Origin of the sequence: Listeria sp. ILCC797 (assembly GCF_900186185.1) — a bacterium.
GTDB lineage: Bacteria > Bacillota > Bacilli > Lactobacillales > Listeriaceae > Listeria > Listeria goaensis.
Genome location: NZ_FYBS01000010.1, coordinates 1 through 24,135, shown reverse-complemented (window position 1 = coordinate 24,135; position 24,135 = coordinate 1). Strand labels below are relative to the sequence as shown.

Below are 24,135 nucleotides of genomic sequence, written 5' to 3'. Positions count from 1 at the left end.
TTTATTCTCCTTCCATCTCGCTGTATAAAGCAGTAACCAATTTTGTCATCTCATCAAGTGGCATTTTGCGCGCAGCCGCTTCCGCAATTATCGGCCGAATAGCCCGCTTCAACTTTTCAAAATAAGCTTGATCTGCCAAAAATGCACCATCAGGGTGAATGACAACCCCTTTTTGTCTATGAATTAAAATAAAGCCTTCCTGCTTCAATATTTGATATGCTTTATTCACAGTATGAAAATTAATACCAATATCAGCGCCTAAACTTCTTACGGAAGGTAAATCATCGCCTGGTTTTAACTCATGCTTCGCAATGCCTTCAATAATCTGATTGACAATTTGCATGTAGATGGGCTCTTCTGCCTGTAGGTCAATCTGTAAGAGCATACTTCCCCCTCCTTACTGTTATATATATAATATAACAGTTCTCGCAGAAGGTCAATTTATACATGGCTATTTCATGCGGATAATGGTACACTATAAAAAAAGAATTTTAGAAAGGGGCTCCAAATGAAAGGATCACGCTTTAGGGAAAGCAAGTTATTCTTTTGGACAATCGAAGTTTTGGCGGTTGTCGCGATTGTTTTCTTATTACTTCAAATGAAATATATATTCTCACCAATTGGGGTTATTATTTCAACTTTATTTTTACCAATTTTAGTTTCGGGATTTTTATTTTATATGTTCAACCCACTCGTACTTTTTTTAGAAAAAAGGAAGGTCCCACGTCTACTTAGTGTCATTTTAATTTTCATCGCATTCATCGTGGTGGTCACACTTGCAGTCGTTCAAATTGGCCCTATCCTTGCCGATCAAATATCTGAACTTGCGAAAGCAATTCCAGGTTACTGGTCTGATTTTGAAAAATGGCTCAGCGGCATTACAAAAAATCCACCATTAAATGATTTTGATATTAAAGGTGAACTCGAAAAAGCAAATATTTCGGTACCTCAAATCTTAAATAGCGTCTTAAACGGTGTAACTGCAGGAATTGGCGCCATCGCAAGCTTCCTTACAAGCTTCGTGATGATTCTCGTTACGGTGCCGTTCATCTTACTTTACATGTTTAAAGATGGTCATCGCTTTATGGATTCCGTTGAAAAGTTTTTCCCGAAAGTTATTCGTCCAGATGCCAAAAAAATCATCCAAGAAATGAACAAAACATTATCCTCTTACATTAGCTCGCAAGCTCTGGATTGCTTATTTGTTGGTATTTTTACGTTTATCGGCTATTTAATTATCGGCCAGCCATATGGCTTGTTATTCGCGCTTATTGCCGCTGTAACAAACATTATACCGTACTTAGGGCCTGTCATTGGAGCGGCACCTGCCGTTATTGTGGCACTCTTCACTTCGCCGTTCCAGGCGTTGCTCGTTATTATCGTAGTTGTCATCGTGCAACAAATCGATGGCAACGTGCTTCAGCCACTTATTATGGGACGCTCGCTTAAAATTCACCCGCTAACAATCATCGTCATTTTACTTGTAGCTGGTAATTTAGCTGGACTACTTGGCATGGTTTTAGGTGTCCCACTTTACGCAGTCGTTAAAACGATTATTGTTAATATCGTCAAACTCATTCAACTGCGGCGAGGTGATAAGAACGCACCTCCTCCTGATGATGGGGAAAGTGAACTCGATACTTTGGAAACATAATAAAAAACGCAAAACAAAGAGGCTGGGACATGGAGATCAGCCTCTTTGTTTTGCTTATTCTGCTCGAAAATGCGAAATGTCATTCAGTCGTTCAACTTTAAATAGGCCGTTTTCGTAAGCTAAAACTGTTACGCTGGCGTTGTCTAGGACAAAGCTTTCTGTGATGGACGGCTCGAGTTCGTGGACGATGTTACGAATGGTGTTTCCGTGGGCCACAATTAGGACGTTTCCACCTGTGTCACGGTGTTGGTTGATGACGTGAAGGAAACCTTTTTCGACGCGTGTCCAAAAGGTCATGAAGTCCTCGGCATCGCCAGTTGGGTCGGCTTTTTTCGTGTCGTTCATCATCGTTCTGACGTCCACTTTTGAAAAGAAGTCTTCCTGCGAATCGTAGCCGTTAGAGCGGGCGATTTCGTCCCACGCCACACTCCCCTTTTCCCCCTCAAAAGAACCGAAGAACGTTTCGCGAAATTCACTGCGAGGTTCAAGTTGCAAGCCGAAGCCGTGTTTATTTTCGTGAAGCAAGATTTCAGCAGTTGAAATGGTGCGGTGTAAGTCACTGGAATAGGCGGCAACAAATTCTGTGTCCGCAAGACCTCGCCCGCTTTGACGCACGATTTCAATCCCTTCTGGTGTGAGCGGGGTGTCCGCCCAGCCTTGCATGCGCAGGTTTTTGTTTAAATAGGTTTGTCCATGTCTAACGAAATAAAGTGCAAGTTTTTTTGCCATGATAGCTCCTCCTTTTTTATCGCATCGTAACAAATTCTTCGGCGCTCGTCGGGTGAATCGCAACTGTGTTGTCGAAATCAGCTTTCGTTGCACCCATTTTAATTGCTACTGCGAAGCCTTGTAATAATTCGTCCATGCCGGCTCCAATTCCGTGTAGTCCGACAATCTTTTCGTTAACGCCTTCGCAGACAAGTTTCATGCGGCACGGCTCGCGATGTTCGGTAATAACCGTGTACATCGATGTGAACGACGACGAATAAATTTTAATATTTTTCTCCCCAAATTTTGCTTTTGCTTCTTCTTCGGTTAAACCAATCGTCCCAATCGGCGGATGGCTGAACACGACAGTCGGCACAAGATTGTAGTCCAAATGTTCGTCAAGCTTCCCGTTAAAAAGTCGCTCAGAAAGCCGTCTACCCGCTGCAATCGCTACTGGCGTCAGCTCGATATGCCCCGTCACATCACCGACCGCATAAATCCCCGGAACCGAAGTATTTTGATATTTATCAACTTTGACAAAACCTTTTGCGTCAAGTTCTACGCCACTAGCGGCAATATTTAGCGTCTCAGTAACTGGAGTCCGCCCAATCGCCCAGATTAGCTTATCAACGACCGTTTCTTGCCCATTTTGGAGTTCAAGCGTTAGGCTGCCATCTTCGTTTTTTCGAACAGCTTGAGGCACGCTTTCCGTGTGCAGCTTCGGCCCCGTTTTCGCCATCAATTCTTTTAGGGTCTCCGAAATCATTGAATCAAAATGGCGCAGTGGCAGAGACTTGCGAACAAAAAGATGCGTATCTACGCCAAACGCGTTTAAAATCCCCGACAATTCAACAGCAATGTAGCCAGCTCCAACGACGGCCACGCGCTTTGGCAACTCACGCATTGCAAAAAAGCCGTTTGAATCCGTTCCAAACTCGGCGCCTGGAATATCCGGAATTGTCGGCTTGCCGCCAGTTGCAATTAAAAAGTGGTCCGCCGAATAAGTTTCGCCTGCGACCTCGACCGATTTTTCACTCGTAAATTTAGCGAAGCCGTTTAAAACCGTCACTTTATTTTTGTCTAAATTGGATTTATAAATACCGTGTAGCCGCTCAATATAGGCTTCGCGATTTTTGACGAGCGTTTTAAAGTCAAAATTCACCTTTCCGTTTAACCCATAATCCGGGCCTAGTTTTTCAATGCCCTCTTTGATTTGCGCCCCGTACCACATCACTTTCTTTGGGACACAGCCAACATTGACGCACGTCCCGCCAAGATGAACAGGCTCAACTAACGCCACCTTTTTCCCGTACATCGCCGCCCGATTCGCCGAAGCAATTCCACCACTGCCTCCGCCAATAACAATATAGTCGTAATGTTTACTCATAAAAATCCTCCATTCCTGACTAGCTCTTCTCAATTAAGTGTACTAGAAAAAGAGGATTTCTAATAGAAAAAAGCATTTTATTCGCCGCATTCTGGATCCATATCTTCCATAAATTGGTATAAAATCAGCTCCATAATCGCAATGGTTGAAATTCGCGATGTAATATCTAACGCATCTAACTCGATTTCATCGGTAAAAATATATAAATTGATATCACTCATGTTCTGAATGATATTATTATCTGCGCCTGTTATAGAAATTAGCATCGGCGGCGTTTTGCGCGCTTTCAATTTTTGCGCAGTCTGAATCAGCTCAATATCGTGTCCGCCATATGTCAAAATAAAAACTAAATCATCGGGGCCAATATGTTGCAAAATCGCTTGCCGGTATTGATAATCTTCTGGAAACTCCACTAAAAAGCCACTCATCGTGTACAGATACTTAATATACTGAGCCGCATGTTTACTTAACCCTTTTGCAAAAAAATAAATTTTTGATTTATTCATAAGCTTTCGAGTGATTTTGGTCATCTTTGACGGCTCTAATACACGGACAGACTCTATAATATTTTTCAAATATTCTTCCCGATAATCTTTTTGTTCCACAACGAATGGAGATGGTTTTAGTTCTACTTTGCTTAAAAGAGTAAATTTAAGTACAGTTGTAAATTCGCTATAGCCTGAAAATCCTAATTTGCGAACAAAACGCAGGAATGTCGTGGTGGATACAAAACATTCCGCCGATACCTCACGAATGCTTTGATTTTTAATTGTATTCATATTTTTTACAACGTAATCAAATAAAATTCGTTCATTTCGCGTCAAGGTTGATACATGTTTACTTGAGATTTCAAAAAAATCCATCAATAAGCGCTCCTTTATTTTACGGCTTCAACAAGATGCGTAATTTTGGGAATTTGTTCGGTAATGCAATGAATATTTCCTCCACCAAGCAAAATTTCCCGCGCTGGAATTCCGATAATTTTGCGCGTTGGATATAGTGTTTGGAGAAGTTCCCGCGCCGCTATGTCATTTTCATCATCAAACAAAGGAAATATAATACCACCATTTGCTGTGTAGTAATTCACATAACTAGCTGCCAAACGATCACCAGGTTGTCTTGGAATTGTTCCTTTAATAGCGTCCACGCCTTCACTTTCTTCTCTCGTTATGTACATTGGGGTGGGGCAATATAATTTATGTATGTGAAACTTTCTCCCCTTTGCATCTGTTTCATTTGCGAGCAATTGAAAACATTCTCTTGAAATCTCATATTGCGGATCATTTTTATCATCTGTCCAAGATAAAACAATTTCGCCTGGTGCGGCAAAGTTCACAATATTATCAATATGGCCATTTGTTTCGTCCAAATAAAAACCGTGTGAAAGCCAAATGACTTTTGACACATTAAAATACGTTTTTAAAACGTCTTCAATCTCTGCTTTAGACAAATGTGGGTTACGTCCTTCTGATAACAAACATTCTTCGGTGGTGATGAGCGTTCCGTCGCCGTCTACGTGAACGGAGCAACCTTCTAGCACGAACTTGTCCAAAAAGTAATAATCAATGCCAAATAAATCACTTATCTTCCGGGCCATTTGGTCATCTTTCTCCCACGGAAAGTATAAGCCATCAAGTAGTCCGCCCCATGCATTAAAGCGAAAATCTACAGCACGCATTTTCGTCCGTGCTTCATTTACTAAAAATATTGGGCCGTAATCACGCATCCATGCATCATTATTGCTCATTTCAATGACGCGAATATTGTCTGGTAACATATCACGTGCGTTTGCGTACTGTTCATAAGACACAAACATGGTAACTGGCTCGAACTTGCTAATCGCCACCGCGACATCACGATAACTCTTCTGTGCAGGTTTTCCCCCAAGCCGCCAATTATCGGTTCGTTCTGGCCAAATCATAAGGCAGCCTTCATGTTCTTCAAATTCTCCAGGCATAAAGAATCCGTTTTCATTTGGTGTTTCGTGTTTTAATTTTGCCATGTCCATCCCTCCACATTTCCATTATACAATAAACACGTAAAGCAAAATGGATTTTTAGTGAAAAATATCACTAAAGTCCATTTTGCTTTGTTTTAACCGGCGACAATAATCGTGCCGTCTTCATTTGCAAGAAATTGCCCGATATTTTCAAGCGATGTGATAACTGCCTTACTCATTGGACGTTTCCGGACGAAATCTGTAGCTGCCTCAATTTTTGGTAGCATGCTACCTTTCGCAAATTGATTTTCCTCCATATATTTTTCCAGTTCTGAAACCGTGACTTGCGTCAATTTCTGCTGATTGGGCTGATTGAAGTTCACATACACATTATCGACGCCTGTTAATATAACAAGCAAATCTGCTTCCACCATTTCCGCGAGTTTTAATGAGGCATAATCTTTATCAATAACCGTTTCAACACCGACTAAATCACCGTCATGGTTCACAACGGAAACCCCACCGCCGCCAGCTGAAATCGTCACAATACCGCCCTCAATAAGCTGTTTAATAGCTTTGTGTTCTTTAATCCCAACTGGTTTTGGTGATGGCACAACTTTCCTGTAGCCGCGTCCCGCATCTTCCACAAAAATCGCACCCGTTTCACGCATTTCAATTTCTGCTTCTTCTTTTGTTAAAAAAGGGCCAATTGGTTTTGTTGGATTTTGAAAGGCGCTGTCCTTTTCGTCTACAATGACCTGTGTGATGACCGAAACCGCTTCCTTCTCAATTCCATGTTTGTGAAACGCTTTATCAAGCGCATTTTGCATCCAGTAACCAATACTTCCTTGCGTCATCGCCACACATGAATCGAGCGGCAAAGCAGGGTTCTTTTCCGAATTGCTCGCTTGCTGTTGCAGTAACAAATTACCAACTTGTGGCCCATTACCATGCGAAATAATTAAGTCATCGCCGTTTAAAATGAACTGCACGAGATGTTCGGCTGTTTCTTCCAATGCTTTTTGTTGTGCCTCAGCGCTTGCATCGCTCGATAAGATGGCGTTTCCGCCAAGCGCAACTACAATTTTACGTTTTCCCATCTGCTTTCCTCCTAGATTATCTTGGCACCTGTTGAGTGATACAGTGAATATTTCCACCGCCAAGTAAAATTTCGCGCGCGGGCACGCCAATGATTTCGCGATCTGGATATAGCTCTGAAAGCTTCTGTTTCGCCTCATTGTCTTTCGGGTCACCAAACAGTGGGAATACAACGCCTCCGTTTGCCGTATAATAATTGATATAGCTCGCTGCAAGACGATCACCTGCTACACGTGGTAATGTGCCTTCTACAGCATCTACGCCGTGACTTTCCTCTTCAGTAATTAAAATTGGCTTCGGCACATGGATTTTATGCACAACTAACTTGCGCCCTTTTGCGTCCACTTCCTGTTCAAGGATATCTAGGCATTCCTTGGAGATTTCATATTGTGGATCGCTTTTATCATCCGTCCAAGCAAGCGCAACAACGCCTGGTGCCACGTAATTAAGGATATTGTCAACATGGCCGTTTGTTTCGTCTAAATAAATGCCTCTTTTTAACCAAATAATCTTTTCAAGGTTTAAATATTCTTTTAGCACTTGTTCGATTTGTTCTTTGGAAAGTTGCGGGTTGCGGCCTTCTGAGAGCAAGCATTCTTCGGTTGCAATGAGCGTTCCCTCGCCGTCAACGTGAATCGATCCTCCTTCTAAGACGAAATTGGCTAAACGGTAACGGTCCTTCATTTCGAGTTCAGCGATTTTTTGCGCGACTTGATCATCTTTGTCCCACGGGAAGTAAAGGCCGTCTGTTAGGCCACCCCATGCATTAAAGCTCCAATCGACTGCACGAATATCACCAGCATCATTTTTCACAAAAGTTGGGCCCGAGTCTCTCACCCAAGCATCATCATTATCGATTTCAACAACACGCACCTCATCTGGCAACATATAGCGCGCATTATTAAATTGAGCTGTTGACACGCCAACAGTTACTTGTTCAAATTTTGAAATAGCTGTTGCCACATCTGCAAAAGCCTTTTGAGCGGGCTTAGCGCCATTACGCCAATTGTCCGTGCGTTCTGGCCATAACATATAACAACCTGCATGTCTTTCGAATTCTCCTGGCATTCTAAAACCATCTTTTTTTGGTGAGCTATCAATTGTTTTCACTCGAATTCACTCCCTCTTCCCTATTCTTTTCCTTCTTCTTTCCAGCTACGAAAATACAAATTTCACCAATGACAAATGCGATGATAGAGCCAATTAAAATTGGAATTTTTTCATTTAATTCAGCGCTAGAACCATTTAGAGGAACCGCTGAGAAAATCAGTGTAACGACAAGTAGCACAACTGGAACAAACGTAATCAGTCGTAGCACTACTTTTCCACCAGGTACCTTAAACGGACGCTCGCGGTCCGGATCGATTTTGCGAAGTTTTAAAAATGCCGGGAACATCATAATATATGAAGCTAAAAGGGCCACAACGTTTAATGCGAAAAACGCCCAAAAAATGTTCTCGTTTGGAATGAGTGGCGCAATCACAATTAATACTGAAGCAACAATCCCATTTAAAATGCTTGAGCCAATCGGCATTTCATTTTTCTTATTCACCTTCCCAAATACGCTAGGCAAGTCATTATGCTTCGCTGCATACATCGCTACATAGTTCACACCAAGCGCCCACGAAATTAAGTTTGCAATGAGCGTATACATAAACATAAGCCCAATAATAATGACAAATGGGTTGATGCCGCCAACAAGCATAATGAAACTATCAATTAGTCCGCTAGACGTTGAAAGTTCTGACGTTGGAATGGCTGCCCCCATACCAAATGCTGCTAGCAAATAGAAAAATGCAATTAATATTCCACCGTAAATAATCGCTTGCGGAATTTGTTTTTTCGGATTTTCCATATCGCTCGCAAGCGTCGTCACGACTTCAAATCCTAAAAAGTTAAATAAAATAATAGAAATAAACGATAAACTTTGCAAATCAAAGCTCGGTAGTAACGCTTTCCCAGAAAAATCATTCGCCAAGCCTTTTGTAATCGCAAAATAAATGCCTAGTGCTCCTAAGCTAATCATAATAGCAACCTTACAAAAAGCTGCGACATTCAGTATCCATTTGCTATCGCTCACTGGATAACAACTGATTAAAACAACTAGCCAAACGAAAATAAGTTGAATGAAAATTGAAACTGGCGTACTAATATTCAGCTTAAAAATTTGTCCGCCTACTTCTACGAATAAAACGGCGAGGCTCGCCATCCAAATTGGGTAGTTAATCCAGTAAAACCAGGCAACACGGCCACCCCATTTTCTCCCAAAAGCCCTTTTTACCCAATCATAAATCCCGCCCTCATCATCATACGTTGTCCCAAGTTCTGCGGAAATAAGTCCATATGGCAGGAAAAATAAAATCAAAAGTGCAATCCACCAGAAAAATTGTGATGAACCAATGGCCGCCGCAGGAGCTGCTGACTCCACGACTAAAATAACACAAACCGCCATCAAAACAGCATCAAATAAACGAAATTTCTTTTTCTCCAAAATACCCACTCCTTTTTTTAAGTGGGGGAGAAGGTTGCCCCTCTCCTCCTTGGTTCAAACTATTTTTCTTGTGGCGCATTTCTAAGTAAAAGCTCAAGCTCGGCATCATACACATTTCCTACTTTTTCTGATGCAAAATTCAAGTATGGCTTCATAAAGAAAACGAGAAGCGCACGCATCGCTGTTAACCTGTTTTCTGCCTCATCAATGACAACCGAATAAGAGGCATCAAGCACTTCGTCGGTCACTTCTTCCCCTCTAGTCGCTGGAAGACAATGCATAAATTTCACATCTGGACTCGCCATTTCAATCATTTCTTTGTTCACTTGATACTTCGGATAGAAGACTTTCATACGCTCCTCTTCCGAAAGTTCAGCTTCATACAAACCATACCATACGTCTGTATAAATGAAGTCTGCATCCTGAAGAGCCTCACGAGGATCTTCAGTGATGAGATAGCTACCACCAGAAACCTTGCAATTTTCTTCCGCAATTTCCAAATGATTTTCTTTGAGCTGAAAACCTTTCGGACCATACTGTACAAAATTCATTCCGAGTTTTGTTGCCATAAACATCGTGGACGCACAAACTTGCGTAGCATCGCCCACAAAAACAATTTTGCAATCCTCAATTTTTTTACCCTCAGGTAAATGTTCAAACATCGTAATTGCATCCCCAAGTTCTTGCGTTGGGTGATTGTAGTCACTCATACCATTAATGACTGGAATGGACGCCGTATTCGCCAATTCCTGAACCGTATGATGTCTTTCTACACGAGCCATTAAAATATCTACTAAACGCGATAAAACGCGCGCTGTATCCCCAACCGATTCGTGCCCACCTAATTGAATTTGCCCAGGTGCCAAATACTGTGCGTGCCCACCTAATTGTGTCATCGCCGTTTCAAATGACACGCGTGTCCGTGTTGATGACTGCTCAAAAATCATTCCAAGTGTTTTATGCTTAAGAAGCTGTGGGTAATGTCCATCTTTTATGGATTGCTTCATTTTTAAAGCTATTTCAATCATGAATAGAATTTCTTCTTTTGAAAAATCTTTCGTATCTACAAAATCACGTTTTTTCGTCATCCTTCTCACCTCAAAATTAGATTCTAACGGGCTTTACTCGAGTTTTATTTGCCGCATGTTCATCATAATACAAGCATTTCTAATTTGGAATAGAAAAAAGCGTTTTCAAAACGAAAACGCAAGGCTTGTAACCTGTTACATTTTGCGTAACAGATTACAACGCTAAAAGTGCTGTAAAATTTTTATTTCTTGGTTCAAATAGAATTTGAAGTTTATCAATTTCTGATATAAAGCGTTCGATTGTCCATTTTAATCTCTCTTTTTTTAATGAGTGCTGCTAGCAAAATATCTAATTGTTGGCGCGAAATATGACTATATTTTGACAAAGTTATCTTATTTATAAAAGATGGTATTTGGTAATATCCTTTCTCAATTTTTATGTTCAGTTTTTCACAAATCATTTTTAGCGAACACATAAGTCTTTCTTCTGAGGAGTATTGGTATTTTATTAGTTCATTGTACAGATTCATATTATTAAGTAAAGAAATATCAAGAAACCATTTTAAATACGTCGGCTTATTCGTTGCAAAATTCAGGAAATATTCTCGATAAACGAACACCACTTTTACATCCGTATCGCACACTAACTGAAGATCATTATGAATACTTAGCTCTGACACTTGCTGATTGATGACATCCCCATCTGAAAAGAACAGTATGATTTGTTTGTTTCTACTCTCTAAGTGCATAGTCCCGTCTATCACAATCATAAACTCTTCTTTAAAATACTTCCCCGAAATCATTGTGCTTTTAATCAAATCCATTCGACGAACCCAAGTCGGCTCTGCCTGATTCTTCTCTAAATCCTTTATGACCTTGACTGTTTCTTTATTTTTCATTCTACTCACTCCTATTTTAATTTTTATAACTTAGGATATCAAAAAGCTTCTACTTTATCGTGTATAAACTATACACAACCACTATATTTCTCTAAAAATAATGTGACAAAATTTTCATAAATACGTATACCTCCCCTATGTTAGAAGAACAATTTATCTCCCCTCTTTTTTATAAAACACTAACAGATTCAACTTCAACAAAAGCACCCACATCAGTATTACCAAAAACAGGTGATACGTATTTTAGTCGGACTTGGCACATTATTAGGCGCTCTTGCAATACTCACTCGCAGACAAAGAAAACAAATAAAAATGATTTGCCCCTATTTACATAAATAGAAGCTCTAATTTTGTCTATAAACAAATAAAATGAGATGAATGATAGGTCACTTCACTTTGTTTAATCTCCTTGAAAAATTGCTCTATGCTAATAAATAGCCAAAAGCGACAAGATATAAATCTAATTATGAACGAAAATCACAAAGTTCATCAATTCGTTAAAAAAAGCGATTAGTTATGTCGAATTTACACACGAGTATGTTCTATAACTCTGTTAAGCTTAAACACGTATCCAAGATGAAAAAACTATGTTATTTCTACTGCCAAACGGCATAATCCTTATCTAAGAAATAATGTAACCAAGTTTACACCATAAACATCTTGATTGTAGTACCGGATATTAAGGGATTTAAAATAAATGGGAAAAGGAGAACAAAATGAAAAAAATAGTAGCCACAATATTAGCTTGCTTACTTGCAACTTTTGGCATTAATCCTGGCATGCACGTTCAAGCTGCGGCGACAGATACTGTCAACATTCCAGATCAAAACCTTCTTGAAGGCTTGAAAGACTTATTAGATAAACCATTTGCAACTTCTTTAACAGAAGCTGATTTGGCACAACTTGACAATGCAGCAATTAACTATTCTAATCCAGCTCAAGCTGCTGTTCCTGGACGAGTTTCAGATTTAACAGGGTTAGAATTTGCAACAAACATGACTCAACTGGATATTTCAGCTAGTGATGTAAGCGATATTACACCCATAATAAATTTACCCAAGCTAAAAAGGATTGTTGGTGTCAATACGGCACTTACAAGTCTAGAAGGCATTCAAAACCTTCCATCACTTGAGCAATTAGAACTCGGTGGTGACTATATTCAAGACTTTTCACCACTACTAGGAGCTAAAAACCTAACCTCTTTCAGCTATGAATCTTACCGCTGGCTTTCTAGCGACTATTCAGCAATTGATGACATTTCTATTCTTGCAGAAATGCCTAATCTTCAAATTCTTAATTTAAATGACAACGAAGTCAGTGATCTTTCTCCATTAAGCGGGAATAGTTCAATTCAAACATTGATTTTAAATAAAAATAATGTACAGCAACTTGCTCCATTGGAAAATATGAATAACTTAGAAGTTTTATATTTAAATCAAAACGATCTTACTTCCTTAGATGACCTAGCAACTTTAGAAGGATTAGAAATCTTATATGCAGATTCTAATCATATTGTAGATGTCTCTTCTCTAAATCATTTATTTAACACAATGATAAAAGGTTCTGACGATTATAAAGGTTTGCAAATCAATAATCAAACCATTACTTTACCAGCAATAACTGTTAAACAAGGTGACACTGCCGTTTCCCAAAATCCTACAAAAGGGTTAGATAATCAAGTGATGGCTGTGCAAAGTGCTTCTAATGAAGGACAAATCTCTAGTGATTCAAAAACTATTTCATGGGATAATATGACAAGTGATACTACTGTCACTTATAACGTGGCTGCTACAGACCAATCAGCAGATGGCGTAGATTTTTCTTATTCCCTCAAAGTATCACAACCAATTAAGGTTGTAGATGATACTTACAGTGAAGTAACTGTTAACTATGTCGACACCGATGGTAATACGCTTGCTCCGTCCGATACTTTAAGTGGAGTTGTTGGAGATAACTACACTTCTACCGCAAAAGACATCGACGGTTGGGTTTTACAAACCACTCCTGATAATGCAACAGGTCTATTTAGTGACACGGCTCAAACTGTCACTTATGTGTATGAAAAAGAAGTTATCCCTGCTCAAGATGTTACCGTTAAATATGTAGATGGTGATGGCAATGATTTAGCCACTGCTGATACATTAAGTGGAAATATCGGAGATAACTATACTTCTACCGCAAAAGACATCGACGGTTGGATTTTACAAGCCACTCCTGATAATGCAACAGGCGTATTTAGCAACACAGCTCAAACTGTCACTTATGTGTATGAAAAAGAAGTTGTCCCTGCTCAAGATATTACCGTTAAATACGTAGATAGTGATGGCAATGATTTAGCCGCTGCTGATACATTAAGTGGAAATATCGGAGATAACTACACTTCTACCGCAAAAGACATCGACGGTTGGGTTTTACAAACCACTCCTGATAATGCAACAGGTCTATTTAGTGACACAGCTCAAACTGTCACTTACATTTATGAAGAGGCGTCCAATGATGTTATGCCAACTCCTCCTGCCGATGATTCAACGGACAATAATAACGACACAACAGATACAGATGGCAAGATTCCTAGCACTAACATTGATGTACAAGAGAAAAACGTCATCAAAGACCCTACTTCTAACAATCCAGAAAAAGTGAAAACATCACTACCAAAAACAGGTGATTCAGCGGTAGACAGCGGTATTCTAGTCGGACTTGGCGCATTATTATTAGGCGCTCTCGCAGTATTCACTCGCAGACAAAGAAAAACAAAATAAGTATAATTAAGTAAAAATAAATGAAAAACAACTCCCAAAACTTATGGGAGTTGTTTTTTTAGCAATTCGTTTCTAAATACTTCTTAACCTTATTTTTATCTTCTTCTGCAAGCAAATCGATATCTTTTAAAATCGTATAAACATCTTTTTTTGTTGAAATAAAAAAGGAGGTTATTGTGCTTGTAATGATTCCAATTATACCGATTCCAAAAACCATCTCCGCAGTTATGAATGTTTGGCTCGATTAGATAAATCGGGAGCAGTGTTTTTTAAGTTTATTTCTTCAATCTCTTTTGTCGAATCTGATAGTTTTCATAAATTCCCATTGCAATCACGGCGAATACGACTGGTCCGACTACCATCCAAATAGTATCATTCCAGTTACCGCTCATCGCAGGCTCAATAATTGTGAAAACATTTGAGAAGCCAACAATAGCTACGACAATAATTGTCACAATGTACGTGATTGCCTTTGTTTTATACACAACGAAAGGTCGTTCAAGTCCTTCACGATTTTTAAAGAACGGGAATGCAAAGGCTAGAAACACATATGGTAGTGTCATAGAAACATTTGCCATAAGTGTTAGCGTGTTATAGAATGCCGAAGCACTTTTCCCACCGAATGAAACGATGAGCACGATGATAACAACGAGTAAGCACTGCATCCACATTGCAAATTCCGGCATGCCGAATTTGTTGATTTTGCTCATGCGCTTTGGCCAGTACTCGGCTGTACCTTGTACAATGGCTTTTAGCGGTGAATAGATGAGCGTAAAGAACGCACCCGTGTATGCTAAAAACATAGAAAGACCAGTAACTCTTGCGAACCAATTGGCCATTTGCGATGCTGCGTCCGTTGCAAGACCAAGCGCGTTCCCAAATTCTAAACCAAGATTGTACATTAAAACGTATGTAATGTTCCCGTAGTTGACATTGGATCCACTCAAAATTTTATCCCAGTTGGTACTAATTCCCCACATGAAAATTTCTAAAGCATAGCCAATTGAAATAATAAAGGCGGCAATCATAATACCTTTTGGAAAAGTCTTCGTTGGGTTTTTCGTTTGGTCAACTAGGCCGGCTACTGCCTCGGTTCCCCCGTATGCAAATATCGCAAATACGCAGAACGACAAGATAGCAATCGGGCTAAGATAACTTGGGTTTGGCGATACAAGGAAATCTTTTACTCCCGAAATATCTTGCGCAAAATTTCCGCCGTTTAACATTAAAATAAGTAAACTTACGACGATTAAAACGATGTTTAGACCCATAACGGCGATTCCGCCGACAGCCGTTACTTTTGTAATTTGTTTTAAACCTTTTGAAGCTAGTAACGTAACGATAAGCATCCAAACAGCGGCAAGTATCCCGACGGTTTGTGTTGGCGATAAGCCGAAAAGCGACCATGTTTGGGTTTTATCTTCGCCAAATAGGAAGATGGAAAATGGAATCCAAACTTTAGAAGCGGTTCCGACCATCCAAATGACGTAAGAAGTAAACCACATGAAAGTAACGATGAAGGCATAGCGTGGCCCGATGCTATCGTTCATCCATGAATAAATTCCGCCTTTTTCTTTACGGTAAGCGGCTCCGTATTCGGCCATCATAAGCGCAAATGGAATAAAGAAGAAAATTCCGGCTCCAATGTACCATGGAATCGCACTATAACCCATTCGGTAAAAGCCAATTGGACCGTTTGCGAAACCAAATACGGACGTGAAAATCATTAGAATTAAACTAATAAGTCCCATTTTTTTAATTTCATTTGACATAAATCTCATTCCTTTTTGTGTATTATTATACATATAATTACTAATTATTGTATCCCATACTAGAATGTCATTATACCATTAAAAAACAAAAATCCTTTTTAAAAGAACAATTCAAATAGAATGTAAAGTCTGACGTGCGTGACTTTTCCGACAATGATTCGCAAAAAAAAAAGCACATTTCAAATCGATAAATGAACACAAAACTAGCCTGATGACTTGTCTGGAACCGCACCGACGTGTATTTTAACGACGAAGATGGCCGTTTGTCATCAGGCTGATGTAAATTTCTCACCGCGCATCACAGTTAGCACCCGCGGATTCGGTAAATATCGTTTGATTTCCTTTAATTTTAAAAGTGTAGGTGTATCGTTGTAGTATTCAGCAATTCCCATCGCAACCGCGCTACTTCGGCTGACGCCTGCGTTACAATGCACAACAATTTGACCATGATTTGCGTGATGGTCTAAAAAAGAATAAATCGCAGCAGCGTGTCGCTCGTTAAAGAGCTTCATTTCATGTTCTTCTTTTTGGCTTAATCCCCAGTAGTCGTCTTCTTCGTTAATGTCATTAAAGCGCACTTCAAGAATCCCTTCAAATAGCTCAGGATTTTTAAGCGTTTTAAAAGCCAGACCAACATCTGTTATTCGGATTAAAAGCGCATTTTCTGATTTTGGCGTAAACGAAACCGCCATAACTTCTGGGATGGCAATGATAGGCAACTGCAATGGATCGAAATCAATTTGTCGTTTTTCCTTATTCACATAATTCGCCATATAAAACGTGTCCCTTCCACTATTCCTACTCGTATTGTAACATATTTCGCCTTTTTCCACGCTATCATAGCTTTATAGAAAAAAACGTACTTAGCAAAATTCACTAAGTACGTTCCGTTTATTTTTTATTTTGACGGTATAAATCTTTACTTTTAAAGCCCGCCTTTAAAATGGTTTTTGTTTCTTCCAAGCGTTTCTCTTCTGTTGCCGTTTGTTTCGCACTAAAAACATAGCTTGCCCAAGTTTTTTGATAACCCGCAGCAAGTTTTTCATACAGCTCAGAAGCCTCCGCATCGTCCGCAAGTCGCGCTTTTAAATCGGGAATTTTCTCTGCATAATTCGTCTCAGCCTTCGCTGCACTTTTTCCTTTTTCACTGAAAGCTTCCTTCATACCAACAACTGTAAACGTATCATCCATGCTCACCATGCGCGAAAACTTCAAACTACTTTTTGGCAAAAAGCCTTCCTCATCAACTTTAAGCGTTGGCATAATTTCATCACGATGCACAAATGTGTCATACACCGAATTTCCTTTTTTCGGATATGCCACAAACAAATAGCCCTTCTTGGCCAGGCGGTCGTGCTGAACAACATCGTTTACAAAAGCCTCCATTTCCGCCATCGTTAGCGCAAAACCAAAAATCAAATCGTACTGTTTTTGTTTAAAAGAATGGTCCACGCTAGCCAAAGCATCAAGCTCAGTGAAATCCTGTGGCACGTTTAGAACCGCTTTGTTCGCGTATTTCGTTAAATTAAGTTTTTCTACAATCGACTTTGCCATATTATTTGCTCACATGACTTGCGCCAAATTTTTGAACTACTTCCATGACTTCATCACGCTTATCCTCGCGAATGTAAGAAACCATTTTTGGAACCATTGCCATCAAATACTTTTGGTCAAAATCTCCCGAATCTTGTTTGCCAAAGCTCTCGCTAAGAAGCTCCTTCATAGCGGATTCTTTCCCCTTTTCAGTCCGCTCTAAAATAAAATCAAGAAACTTTTGTTGTCCTTCATTCATTGTCAATTCCTCCTTGTGTCTTATGAAATAAGTATAATAATCCAGCGCTTTTTAGGCAAGAAAAAGCCCCTTTAAAAAAACAAAGGGACCCTTTACGCTATTTCATCATCAAAAACGTACTACGAACTTGCTTCATCATTTCAATTCGCTTTTCAGACATATGGTCAGCAGCTTCTGCTGGAATGATGCCTTCAGCTTTTGAGATCTCATAAACTTTTCCAATTTGATCATAAATTTCATCAATTTTTTTCTTCGCACGGTTTTCATTGTAGCCAAGCAATTCATCCGCCACATTAATGACGCCGCCAGCATTTACGATATAATCGGGCGCATATAAAATTCCTCGTGCAGAAAGCATTTCGCCATGCGTTTGAATATCAAGCAATTGGTTGTTTGCACTTCCGCAAATCATTTTAAATTTTAAATTTGGTATGGTAACGTCATTTAAAATTCCGCCTAGCGCACACGGGGCAAAAATATCCGCGTCAACCGTATAAATATCATTTGGCAAGACCGCTTCCGCACCAAAATCGCGTACCGCTCGCTCTACCGCGTCTGGGTTAATATCCGTCACGACAAGCTCCGCGCCTTCCGCGCGTAACAGCGCACAAAGCGCGTACGCCACGTTGCCAACACCTTGGACCGCTACTTTCTTCCCAAGTAAAGAATCACTTCCAAAAGCCTCTTTTGCAGTGCGCTTCATTGCTGCATAAACACCCCGCGCTGTCATTGGACTTGGATTACCCGATGAGCCAAACGTTTCAGATATCCCTGTCACATATTTGGTTTCTTCATGAATGTAGTCCATATCTTGAACGGTCGTACCGACATCCTCAGCAATAATGTAACGGCCGTTTAAACTTTCCACATAACGACCTAGCGCACGAAACAACGCTTCGCTTTTGTCCTTTTTCGGATCTCCGATAATGACCGTTTTCCCGCCACCTAAATTGAGCCCCGCAGCTGCATTTTTATACGTCATCCCACGAGCTAGACGAAGCACATCGAGAAGCGCTTCCTCTTCCGTTTCATACGGCCACATCCGACATCCACCAAGCGCTGGTCCGAGTGTCGTATCGTGAATCGCAATAATCGCTTTTAGTCCAGAAGCCTTATCTTGACAAAAAACAACTTGTTCATAATCATATTTTTCCATCTTCTCAAATAACATGATACATTGCCCCCTTTAGTCTAAAACACATGAAACTCAACTCGCTACCCTTATTATACGAATTTTGAAAGCGCTGTAAAAGTTTTTGGATTATTTAAGACGAAATTCATACTTTTTGTTTAAAACAAAAACTTTCGGCCTATTTTATTTGTATGCGCTTTCACAAAAAAGAGGACTTTCGTTTTAGTTTCTACGTCGCACAAAGTGCCATAGTTTGAAAATTAATTCGAAGCAGAAAAATAAAAAAGTATTATTGTAAATAAGGAACCCCCACAAATTCTATGCTTTGCAGGGGAAATACATTTTACTAATTAATATTTTAAAGTTTATTTTGGTTGTTCCTTTTCTAACGCATCAAAATATACATCCATTTCTTTCTTATTCTGATTAATCTTCCTACATGTACGAAATACAATGAAAATATATAATAAAATTAAAACAGAAGAGATAATGAGTCTAACATTTCGTTTCGTTAAAGACTCCTTTAATTCGACTTGCGTCATCTTATTTAGATAGCCAATATGCTGACTATAAGCATCGTTCACTTTTCTCGTTATAGATTTTGTACTTAGCCCAACAGCATTTTCTAATTCCGGATTCGCTTTTCCATTTTTCTCTCGGAAAGGTATTTCATAAACCGTATCATTATCGTTTTCTCCCTCATTTTTTTCAATCTTTCTAATGTATATATTGCCCGTATTCTCCCACGGAACACTAGCATCATAACCATTATTAAGAAGTACATGAAAAAAAACATCCGTGTCCCAATTAACTTTAGTAACTTTTCGATCATATCTCTCTGGTTCAACCCAAGCATCAATACTATAATCATTTAATGATAATTCATTGCGCCCAAAAAGAGAGTCAAAGTTAAAAGTAATGTTAGGGTTCAACTTTTTCCAATCTTTATCATACTTCAATTGTAAAAAATAATGTGTTCGCTCTTTTGCACCTGCATGTTCAAGCCAGTAACTATGCTTAATAGATGAATAATTAAATAGCCCTAACATGAATAAAAATATCAAGCTGACTAACGAAAGTAACATAACTTTTTTATTCATATTCCACCCACTCATTATTATGATTTTGTATGTTTTGAAAGAAATCAGCAGCAACTTTCCTATCTTCAATTGTTATATTTTGCGCTTTTGTATTATGCATATGCTCTTGATATTGCAAAACTAAACAATCCATTCCATTATCATAAGAACCTTTACCTAAATTCATAATAAACTCATCAGCTCGGTTTGTTTCACCCGCACTGATTTCAGAATAGTAATCATTAACTACAGTAATTATATATTGTTTGCTACCCCATGTTAACAGCAACTAAGTCCACTTTATAATCATCTATACACTACGTTAGCATTAACATTTGTTTATCATCTCACAATTCGATATACCGCATAACAATAAAACAAAACTAATATTTTGTAAAGCAAATCATTTTATCTTCCATTTTTAAAACCCACAGAGCAAATTCTCCGTGGGTTTACACCTACTTTTCAAAAAACCTTACTTGCTCTGTAATCTCAATATCAGGGTGCATGCTTTTCGCGACGGGACAAGCGTCTTTCACGAGATGCACCGTTTTTTCAGCCTTTTGTTGGAATTCCGCTGCCACTTTTACTTCGAACTGCACATTAATCTTTTTAATCACGTGCACCGGCTGCTCTAAATCTTGCTCGTAGTCCACATCAACTTCCAAATCTTCGAACGGAATCCGCTTCTTCTCAAGCAACTTCGCGTACACATAGACGCTACAAGCCGCGACAGCCGCCACTGTAATTTGAACCGGGGAAAAACCTTCTTCTTTGATTAAAGGCCAGTTCCCAGTTTCGTGTAAAAGTTCCACTTTCTTTCCTACTTTTTTTAAATGCAATCCAAACCCCTCCAAATTCCGACTAAATAAGTAAGAATAATTATACCGCTAGTTGCTTCGCCTGTCAAAAAAAGCAGCTAAGCTTTTACGCCTAGCCGCCTTCATTTTATTCTGTGACAACAGCATAGATGCCGTCGCGTTCCGAGTACTCAAGCTTAAGCCCCATATTCGGATCCATGTGCGCGAAATGTTCCGCCCAGTAGCGAATCGCTTGAATAAGTGAGAAATGGTCTAATTGCTGAATCACACGGTCATTTTGAATGACATCAGCGCCAAACCCAATTTTATCATCATAGGTTAGCGCGACTTGTACATCATCGAGCGTTAAACCTTTTTCGTGCGTGAAGAAGGCGATAACCGCGTTTGAAATATTTCCTTCATCAAGGATTTCTTCTCGCGTAGTTGTTCCTGCTTGAATCGTTTCATGCTGAACATCGGCATGGTTGCCGCGACTAGACTCCACCACTGGTTCCGCATGGCGATTTTTTCGTTTACTAAACAACATCATTACTAGACGAATAATTAAAATAATCGCTAGAATGTTAATCATTAAACCTAAAATGTTTCCAAATGCGCCCATTCCAGAAAGCAGACCGCCAAATAATAAACCAGCGATTCCGCCCATCATTAAGCCGCCCATAAGTCCTCCGCCGCTAAAAAACCCTCGTTTACCAGCATTCGCATTCGTTTGCGAGCGGTTTACATTTGAACGATTAATTCCGTTGTTATTTGATTTAAACGATCTAACTGGCGAGCGGTAGCCCCTTGCGTCCGCCTCTTTCACTTGCGAATATTGTGCAGGAACTAGGTTGTCAACAATCGTACCTCCTACTGGCGTAAAGATTAAGCCAGCTGCTAATAATACAGAAACTAATTTTTTCACACTCTTCCTCCTTCTTTTGCGTACAAAAAGACCTTACGAAATAAACGTAAGGTCTTGCAAACAATTTAAAATTGCTAACTATGCCGGGCATAAAATCCGGATTGACGACATAGCTATGACTGCTACTCCCCTTAAGCGGGATTTTCTTATGAACTTAACTACAACTATACACGTTTCTAAAGCAAATTTCAAGATGAATGATCACGAAGAGACACTGGTTTGTCTAAAACTTCTTTCGCAATCATGGCACGCTTCAAATTTATGCTTGAAAGTTTTTGTCGATGTGAACGATGCGTTTCAAATCCACTTCTCGTCACATTAATATCTTCAATAGTCGACTCGCGCTCCATTTGTTTTCGCGCACGCTCCGCTTGTTTTTTAGCCGCAACATCTACTTTCGCCGTTTGAACTTGCGGTGCGCTTGTATAAGTCCCACTTGTTACAGCGGGTTTTGCTTTCGGGCTCGGTTTTGAATGAGTTTTCATCGCATCACGATATTCATTCCGCGCCTCATTCATTGCTTGCCTCATCTTACTTTGCGGAGCTTTTCCAGTTCCAGCTTTCCGCTTACTTTCAGCCTCTTTTTTAGCATGCCTAGCAAGCAAGACGCCACCTACCATGATAATCAGTGGTAAAAAGCCCATCAAGTCGCTAATGAAATCCATTGGATCAAAAGACATATTAGGCACCTACTTTCCTATCAACCGATTGGTTTGTCGTCGCCGGCAATTGTTTCGCGCATACTTGTATCCGCTTGAACGTTCTCCATCTTATAGTAATCCATGACCCCTAGTTTTCCTGCCTCAAAAGCACTTGCAATCGCTCTAGGAACTTCGGCTTCTGCTGCCACAACGGCTGCACGATTTTCTTGTTCCAGCGCAATCGCTTCCGCTTTACGTTTCGAAGCCGCCGCCTGAGCAACTTCCATGTCAGCATTTGCTTTTTCAATATCAAGTTTTGCTTTAATATTGTCCCCGATACGCATTTCCGCAATATCAATGGATAAAATTGTATATGCTGTCCCGTCTCCAAGCCCTTGCTCCTGAACTTTTTTCGAGATGCTATTTGGGTTTTCTAAAACATCTGTATGTTCACGCGTTTCACCGACTGTTGATACAACTGCTTCACCGACACGGGCGATAACAGTATCTTCACCGGCACCACCGACGATACGTTCAATATTAGATTGCACCGTAATTTGCGTAATAACTTTTACTTCAACCCCGTTTTGCGCTACACCTGTAAATTCAGGTGTACGAATAACTTTTGGCGTTACGGAAGTTTGAACCGCTTCTAAAACGTCACGACCTGCTAAATCAATGGCAGCCGCACGACTAAAATCAAGCTCAATATTTGCGCGATGAGCCGCAATAAGGGCATCAACCGTATTATCAACGTCACCACCTGCTAAATAGTGGCTTTCCAATTGGTTAACTTCAAGTTCAAGTCCAGCTTTTACAGCTTTAATAAGTGGTTTCACAACTCGCGACGGAACAACACGACGTAAGCGCATTCCGATAAGCGTTCCAAGCCCTACCGACACTCGCGCGGAGATTGCACTAATCCAAAGCCCCACTGGTACTAGTGTAAAGAAAATAATTAAAACTAGAATAATAAGTACTGCAATAATAATTGGTCCTGCATACATCATCTACTTCGCCTCCATTTTTAGTTCTTCTACAAGCAAATAGCCAAAATCAATTCCAACTACTATAATTGGCGTCCGAACGTCCAAATAACCATTTTCAAGTCTCGCCTCATATACTTTGCCTTCAATCTCAACACGCCCAATCGGCTTCATCGTTGTCACAGCAATACCAGACTTTCCATAAACCTTATCTCGTAGCGCTTTCATTCTTTCAATTTCTTTATCCTCTAAAACGCCACGATGAACGAGTCCCCAAGAGTCTCCGTATACTAGCTCGTCTTCTGAAAAATTGTGCGTCATTTGTGTCACCCTCTTTCATCAAGGTCATGCGCAACTGCTATACCTTTACCATACCTTAATTACCATTCATTTACAATTATTTTTTTGTAAAAAAGCTCCTTTCTTGTAATTTAATTAACGCCAATAAATAGTTAACTGAAAATTTTTGCTTATAAAATAATTATAGCTGACCTAACGTTTATTTTCCAACGTCTAGGAAAGTATGGCTTATCCGTCTTAGGACTGATTCGTATGGGAGTGATTGGGAGGGGCAGAAGGTTAAGTTTGGTGAGAAAGCCGTCTGAATGGCAGCTCTTGATGCGCGGGGGGATTTTATGGACTTCGTTCGGTCTTATATTGCGTTTCTAAACGCTAAAGCGTTATTTTCTTTTATGGATTAACACCTCTCTTCGTTCGGTCTTATATTGCGTTTCTAAACGCTAAAGCGTCATTTTCTTTTATGGATTAACACCTCTCTTCGTTCGGTCTTATATTGCGTTTCTAAACGCTAAAGCGTCATTTTCTTTTATGGATTAACACCTCTCTCCGTTCGGTCTTATATTGCGTTTCTAAACGCTAAAGCGTCATTTTCTTTTATGGATTAACACCTCTCTTCGTTCGGTCTTATATTGCGTTTCTAAACGCTAAAGCGTCATTTTCTTTTATGGATTAACACCTCTCTCCGTTCGGTCTTATATTGCGTTTCTAAACGCTAAAGCGTCATTTTCTTTTATGGATTAAC

General features: G+C 39.8%; 24 protein-coding genes. 2 read left to right on the top strand and 22 right to left on the bottom strand.

Annotation, left to right across the window (positions count from 1 at the left end; all coding sequences use genetic code 11):
• Position 1: 1 nt before the first annotated feature.
• Complete coding sequence (locus BN1609_RS10615) at positions 2-385, bottom strand: GntR family transcriptional regulator (RefSeq protein WP_088809150.1); 384 nt, start codon at positions 383-385, stop codon at positions 2-4.
• 123 nt (positions 386-508) lie between these two features.
• Here BN1609_RS10615 and BN1609_RS10610 point away from each other — a divergent pair, with 123 nt between their 5' ends.
• Entirely contained in the window at positions 509-1,654 is a 1,146-nt protein-coding gene (locus tag BN1609_RS10610) for an AI-2E family transporter (protein ID WP_088809151.1), read from the top strand.
• Between the two features lie 54 nt (positions 1,655-1,708).
• On the opposite strand, the gene BN1609_RS10605 is transcribed toward BN1609_RS10610, so the two are convergent.
• The 9 genes from BN1609_RS10605 to BN1609_RS10565 form a co-directional block, all read right to left on the bottom strand.
• Positions 1,709-2,383, bottom strand: a complete 675-nt coding sequence (locus BN1609_RS10605) for a histidine phosphatase family protein (protein WP_088809152.1) — start codon at positions 2,381-2,383, stop codon at positions 1,709-1,711.
• A 16-nt stretch (positions 2,384-2,399) separates the two neighbouring features.
• Positions 2,400-3,749: a glutathione-disulfide reductase gene (gorA, locus tag BN1609_RS10600; RefSeq protein WP_088809153.1), complete on the bottom strand. Its 1,350-nt coding sequence runs from the start codon at positions 3,747-3,749 to the stop codon at positions 2,400-2,402.
• A 77-nt stretch (positions 3,750-3,826) separates the two neighbouring features.
• Positions 3,827-4,612, bottom strand: coding sequence for a MurR/RpiR family transcriptional regulator (locus BN1609_RS10595; protein ID WP_088809154.1), 786 nt, complete (start codon positions 4,610-4,612; stop codon positions 3,827-3,829).
• A 14-nt stretch (positions 4,613-4,626) separates the two neighbouring features.
• Positions 4,627-5,751 carry an agmatine deiminase gene (gene aguA / locus BN1609_RS10590; protein ID WP_088809155.1) on the bottom strand — a complete coding sequence of 375 codons (1,125 nt, stop codon included), beginning with the start codon at positions 5,749-5,751 and terminating at the stop codon, positions 4,627-4,629.
• 92 nt (positions 5,752-5,843) lie between these two features.
• A complete protein-coding gene (arcC, locus tag BN1609_RS10585) occupies positions 5,844-6,788 on the bottom strand; it encodes a carbamate kinase (protein WP_088825570.1) in 945 nt (314 codons plus the stop codon).
• A gap of 16 nt (positions 6,789-6,804) precedes the next feature.
• Entirely contained in the window at positions 6,805-7,896 is a 1,092-nt protein-coding gene (gene aguA / locus BN1609_RS10580; RefSeq protein ID WP_088809157.1) for an agmatine deiminase, read from the bottom strand.
• The gene (locus BN1609_RS10575) at positions 7,883-9,280 is read right to left on the bottom strand and encodes an APC family permease (protein WP_088809447.1); all 1,398 of its coding nucleotides are present in this window, start codon (positions 9,278-9,280) and stop codon (positions 7,883-7,885) included. The genes aguA (BN1609_RS10580) and BN1609_RS10575 overlap by 14 nt, the downstream gene beginning before the upstream one ends.
• Before the next feature lie 56 nt (positions 9,281-9,336).
• Positions 9,337-10,365 (bottom strand): putrescine carbamoyltransferase, encoded by a 1,029-nt coding sequence (gene ptcA / locus BN1609_RS10570; protein WP_088815338.1) that lies wholly within the window; start codon positions 10,363-10,365, stop codon positions 9,337-9,339.
• A gap of 215 nt (positions 10,366-10,580) precedes the next feature.
• Positions 10,581-11,204, bottom strand: a complete 624-nt coding sequence (locus BN1609_RS10565) for a Crp/Fnr family transcriptional regulator (protein WP_088809159.1) — start codon at positions 11,202-11,204, stop codon at positions 10,581-10,583.
• Positions 11,205-11,920: 716 nt separating this feature from the next.
• Here BN1609_RS10565 and BN1609_RS10560 point away from each other — a divergent pair.
• Positions 11,921-13,966, top strand: coding sequence for a MucBP domain-containing protein (locus tag BN1609_RS10560; protein WP_088840839.1), 2,046 nt, complete (start codon positions 11,921-11,923; stop codon positions 13,964-13,966).
• A 275-nt stretch (positions 13,967-14,241) separates the two neighbouring features.
• Here BN1609_RS10560 and yjeM read toward each other — a convergent pair whose 3' ends face one another.
• The 12 genes from yjeM to BN1609_RS10495 form a co-directional block, all read right to left on the bottom strand.
• Positions 14,242-15,738, bottom strand: coding sequence for a glutamate/gamma-aminobutyrate family transporter YjeM (gene yjeM, locus BN1609_RS10550; protein WP_088809162.1), 1,497 nt, complete (start codon positions 15,736-15,738; stop codon positions 14,242-14,244).
• A 269-nt stretch (positions 15,739-16,007) separates the two neighbouring features.
• A complete protein-coding gene (locus BN1609_RS10545; RefSeq protein WP_088840838.1) occupies positions 16,008-16,511 on the bottom strand; it encodes a dual specificity protein phosphatase family protein in 504 nt (167 codons plus the stop codon).
• 118 nt (positions 16,512-16,629) lie between these two features.
• Positions 16,630-17,292, bottom strand: a complete 663-nt coding sequence (locus BN1609_RS10540) for a YdeI/OmpD-associated family protein (RefSeq protein WP_088815341.1) — start codon at positions 17,290-17,292, stop codon at positions 16,630-16,632.
• A 1-nt stretch (position 17,293) separates the two neighbouring features.
• Positions 17,294-17,530, bottom strand: a complete 237-nt coding sequence (locus tag BN1609_RS10535) for a hypothetical protein (protein ID WP_088809165.1) — start codon at positions 17,528-17,530, stop codon at positions 17,294-17,296.
• 97 nt (positions 17,531-17,627) lie between these two features.
• Positions 17,628-18,701, bottom strand: a complete 1,074-nt coding sequence (locus BN1609_RS10530; RefSeq protein WP_088809166.1) for a Glu/Leu/Phe/Val dehydrogenase dimerization domain-containing protein — start codon at positions 18,699-18,701, stop codon at positions 17,628-17,630.
• Positions 18,702-19,027: 326 nt separating this feature from the next.
• A complete protein-coding gene (locus tag BN1609_RS10525; RefSeq protein ID WP_088840837.1) occupies positions 19,028-19,762 on the bottom strand; it encodes a hypothetical protein in 735 nt (244 codons plus the stop codon).
• Positions 19,755-20,030 (bottom strand): hypothetical protein, encoded by a 276-nt coding sequence (locus BN1609_RS10520; RefSeq protein WP_088840836.1) that lies wholly within the window; start codon positions 20,028-20,030, stop codon positions 19,755-19,757. Before BN1609_RS10520 ends, BN1609_RS10525 begins: the two co-directional genes overlap by 8 nt.
• A 169-nt stretch (positions 20,031-20,199) precedes the next feature.
• A complete protein-coding gene (locus BN1609_RS10515; RefSeq protein WP_088840835.1) occupies positions 20,200-20,583 on the bottom strand; it encodes an OsmC family protein in 384 nt (127 codons plus the stop codon).
• A gap of 106 nt (positions 20,584-20,689) precedes the next feature.
• On the bottom strand, positions 20,690-21,466 hold the full coding sequence (locus BN1609_RS10510) for a DUF2653 family protein (RefSeq protein ID WP_088815343.1): 777 nt from the start codon (positions 21,464-21,466) through the stop codon (positions 20,690-20,692).
• Between the two features lie 188 nt (positions 21,467-21,654).
• On the bottom strand, positions 21,655-22,146 hold the full coding sequence (locus BN1609_RS10505) for a hypothetical protein (RefSeq protein ID WP_088809171.1): 492 nt from the start codon (positions 22,144-22,146) through the stop codon (positions 21,655-21,657).
• Between the two features lie 20 nt (positions 22,147-22,166).
• Entirely contained in the window at positions 22,167-23,117 is a 951-nt protein-coding gene (floA, locus tag BN1609_RS10500) for a flotillin-like protein FloA (RefSeq protein WP_088809172.1), read from the bottom strand.
• Positions 23,118-23,414, bottom strand: coding sequence for an NfeD family protein (locus BN1609_RS10495; RefSeq protein WP_088809173.1), 297 nt, complete (start codon positions 23,412-23,414; stop codon positions 23,118-23,120). It lies immediately after the preceding gene.
• Positions 23,415-24,135: the final 721 nt, after the last annotated feature.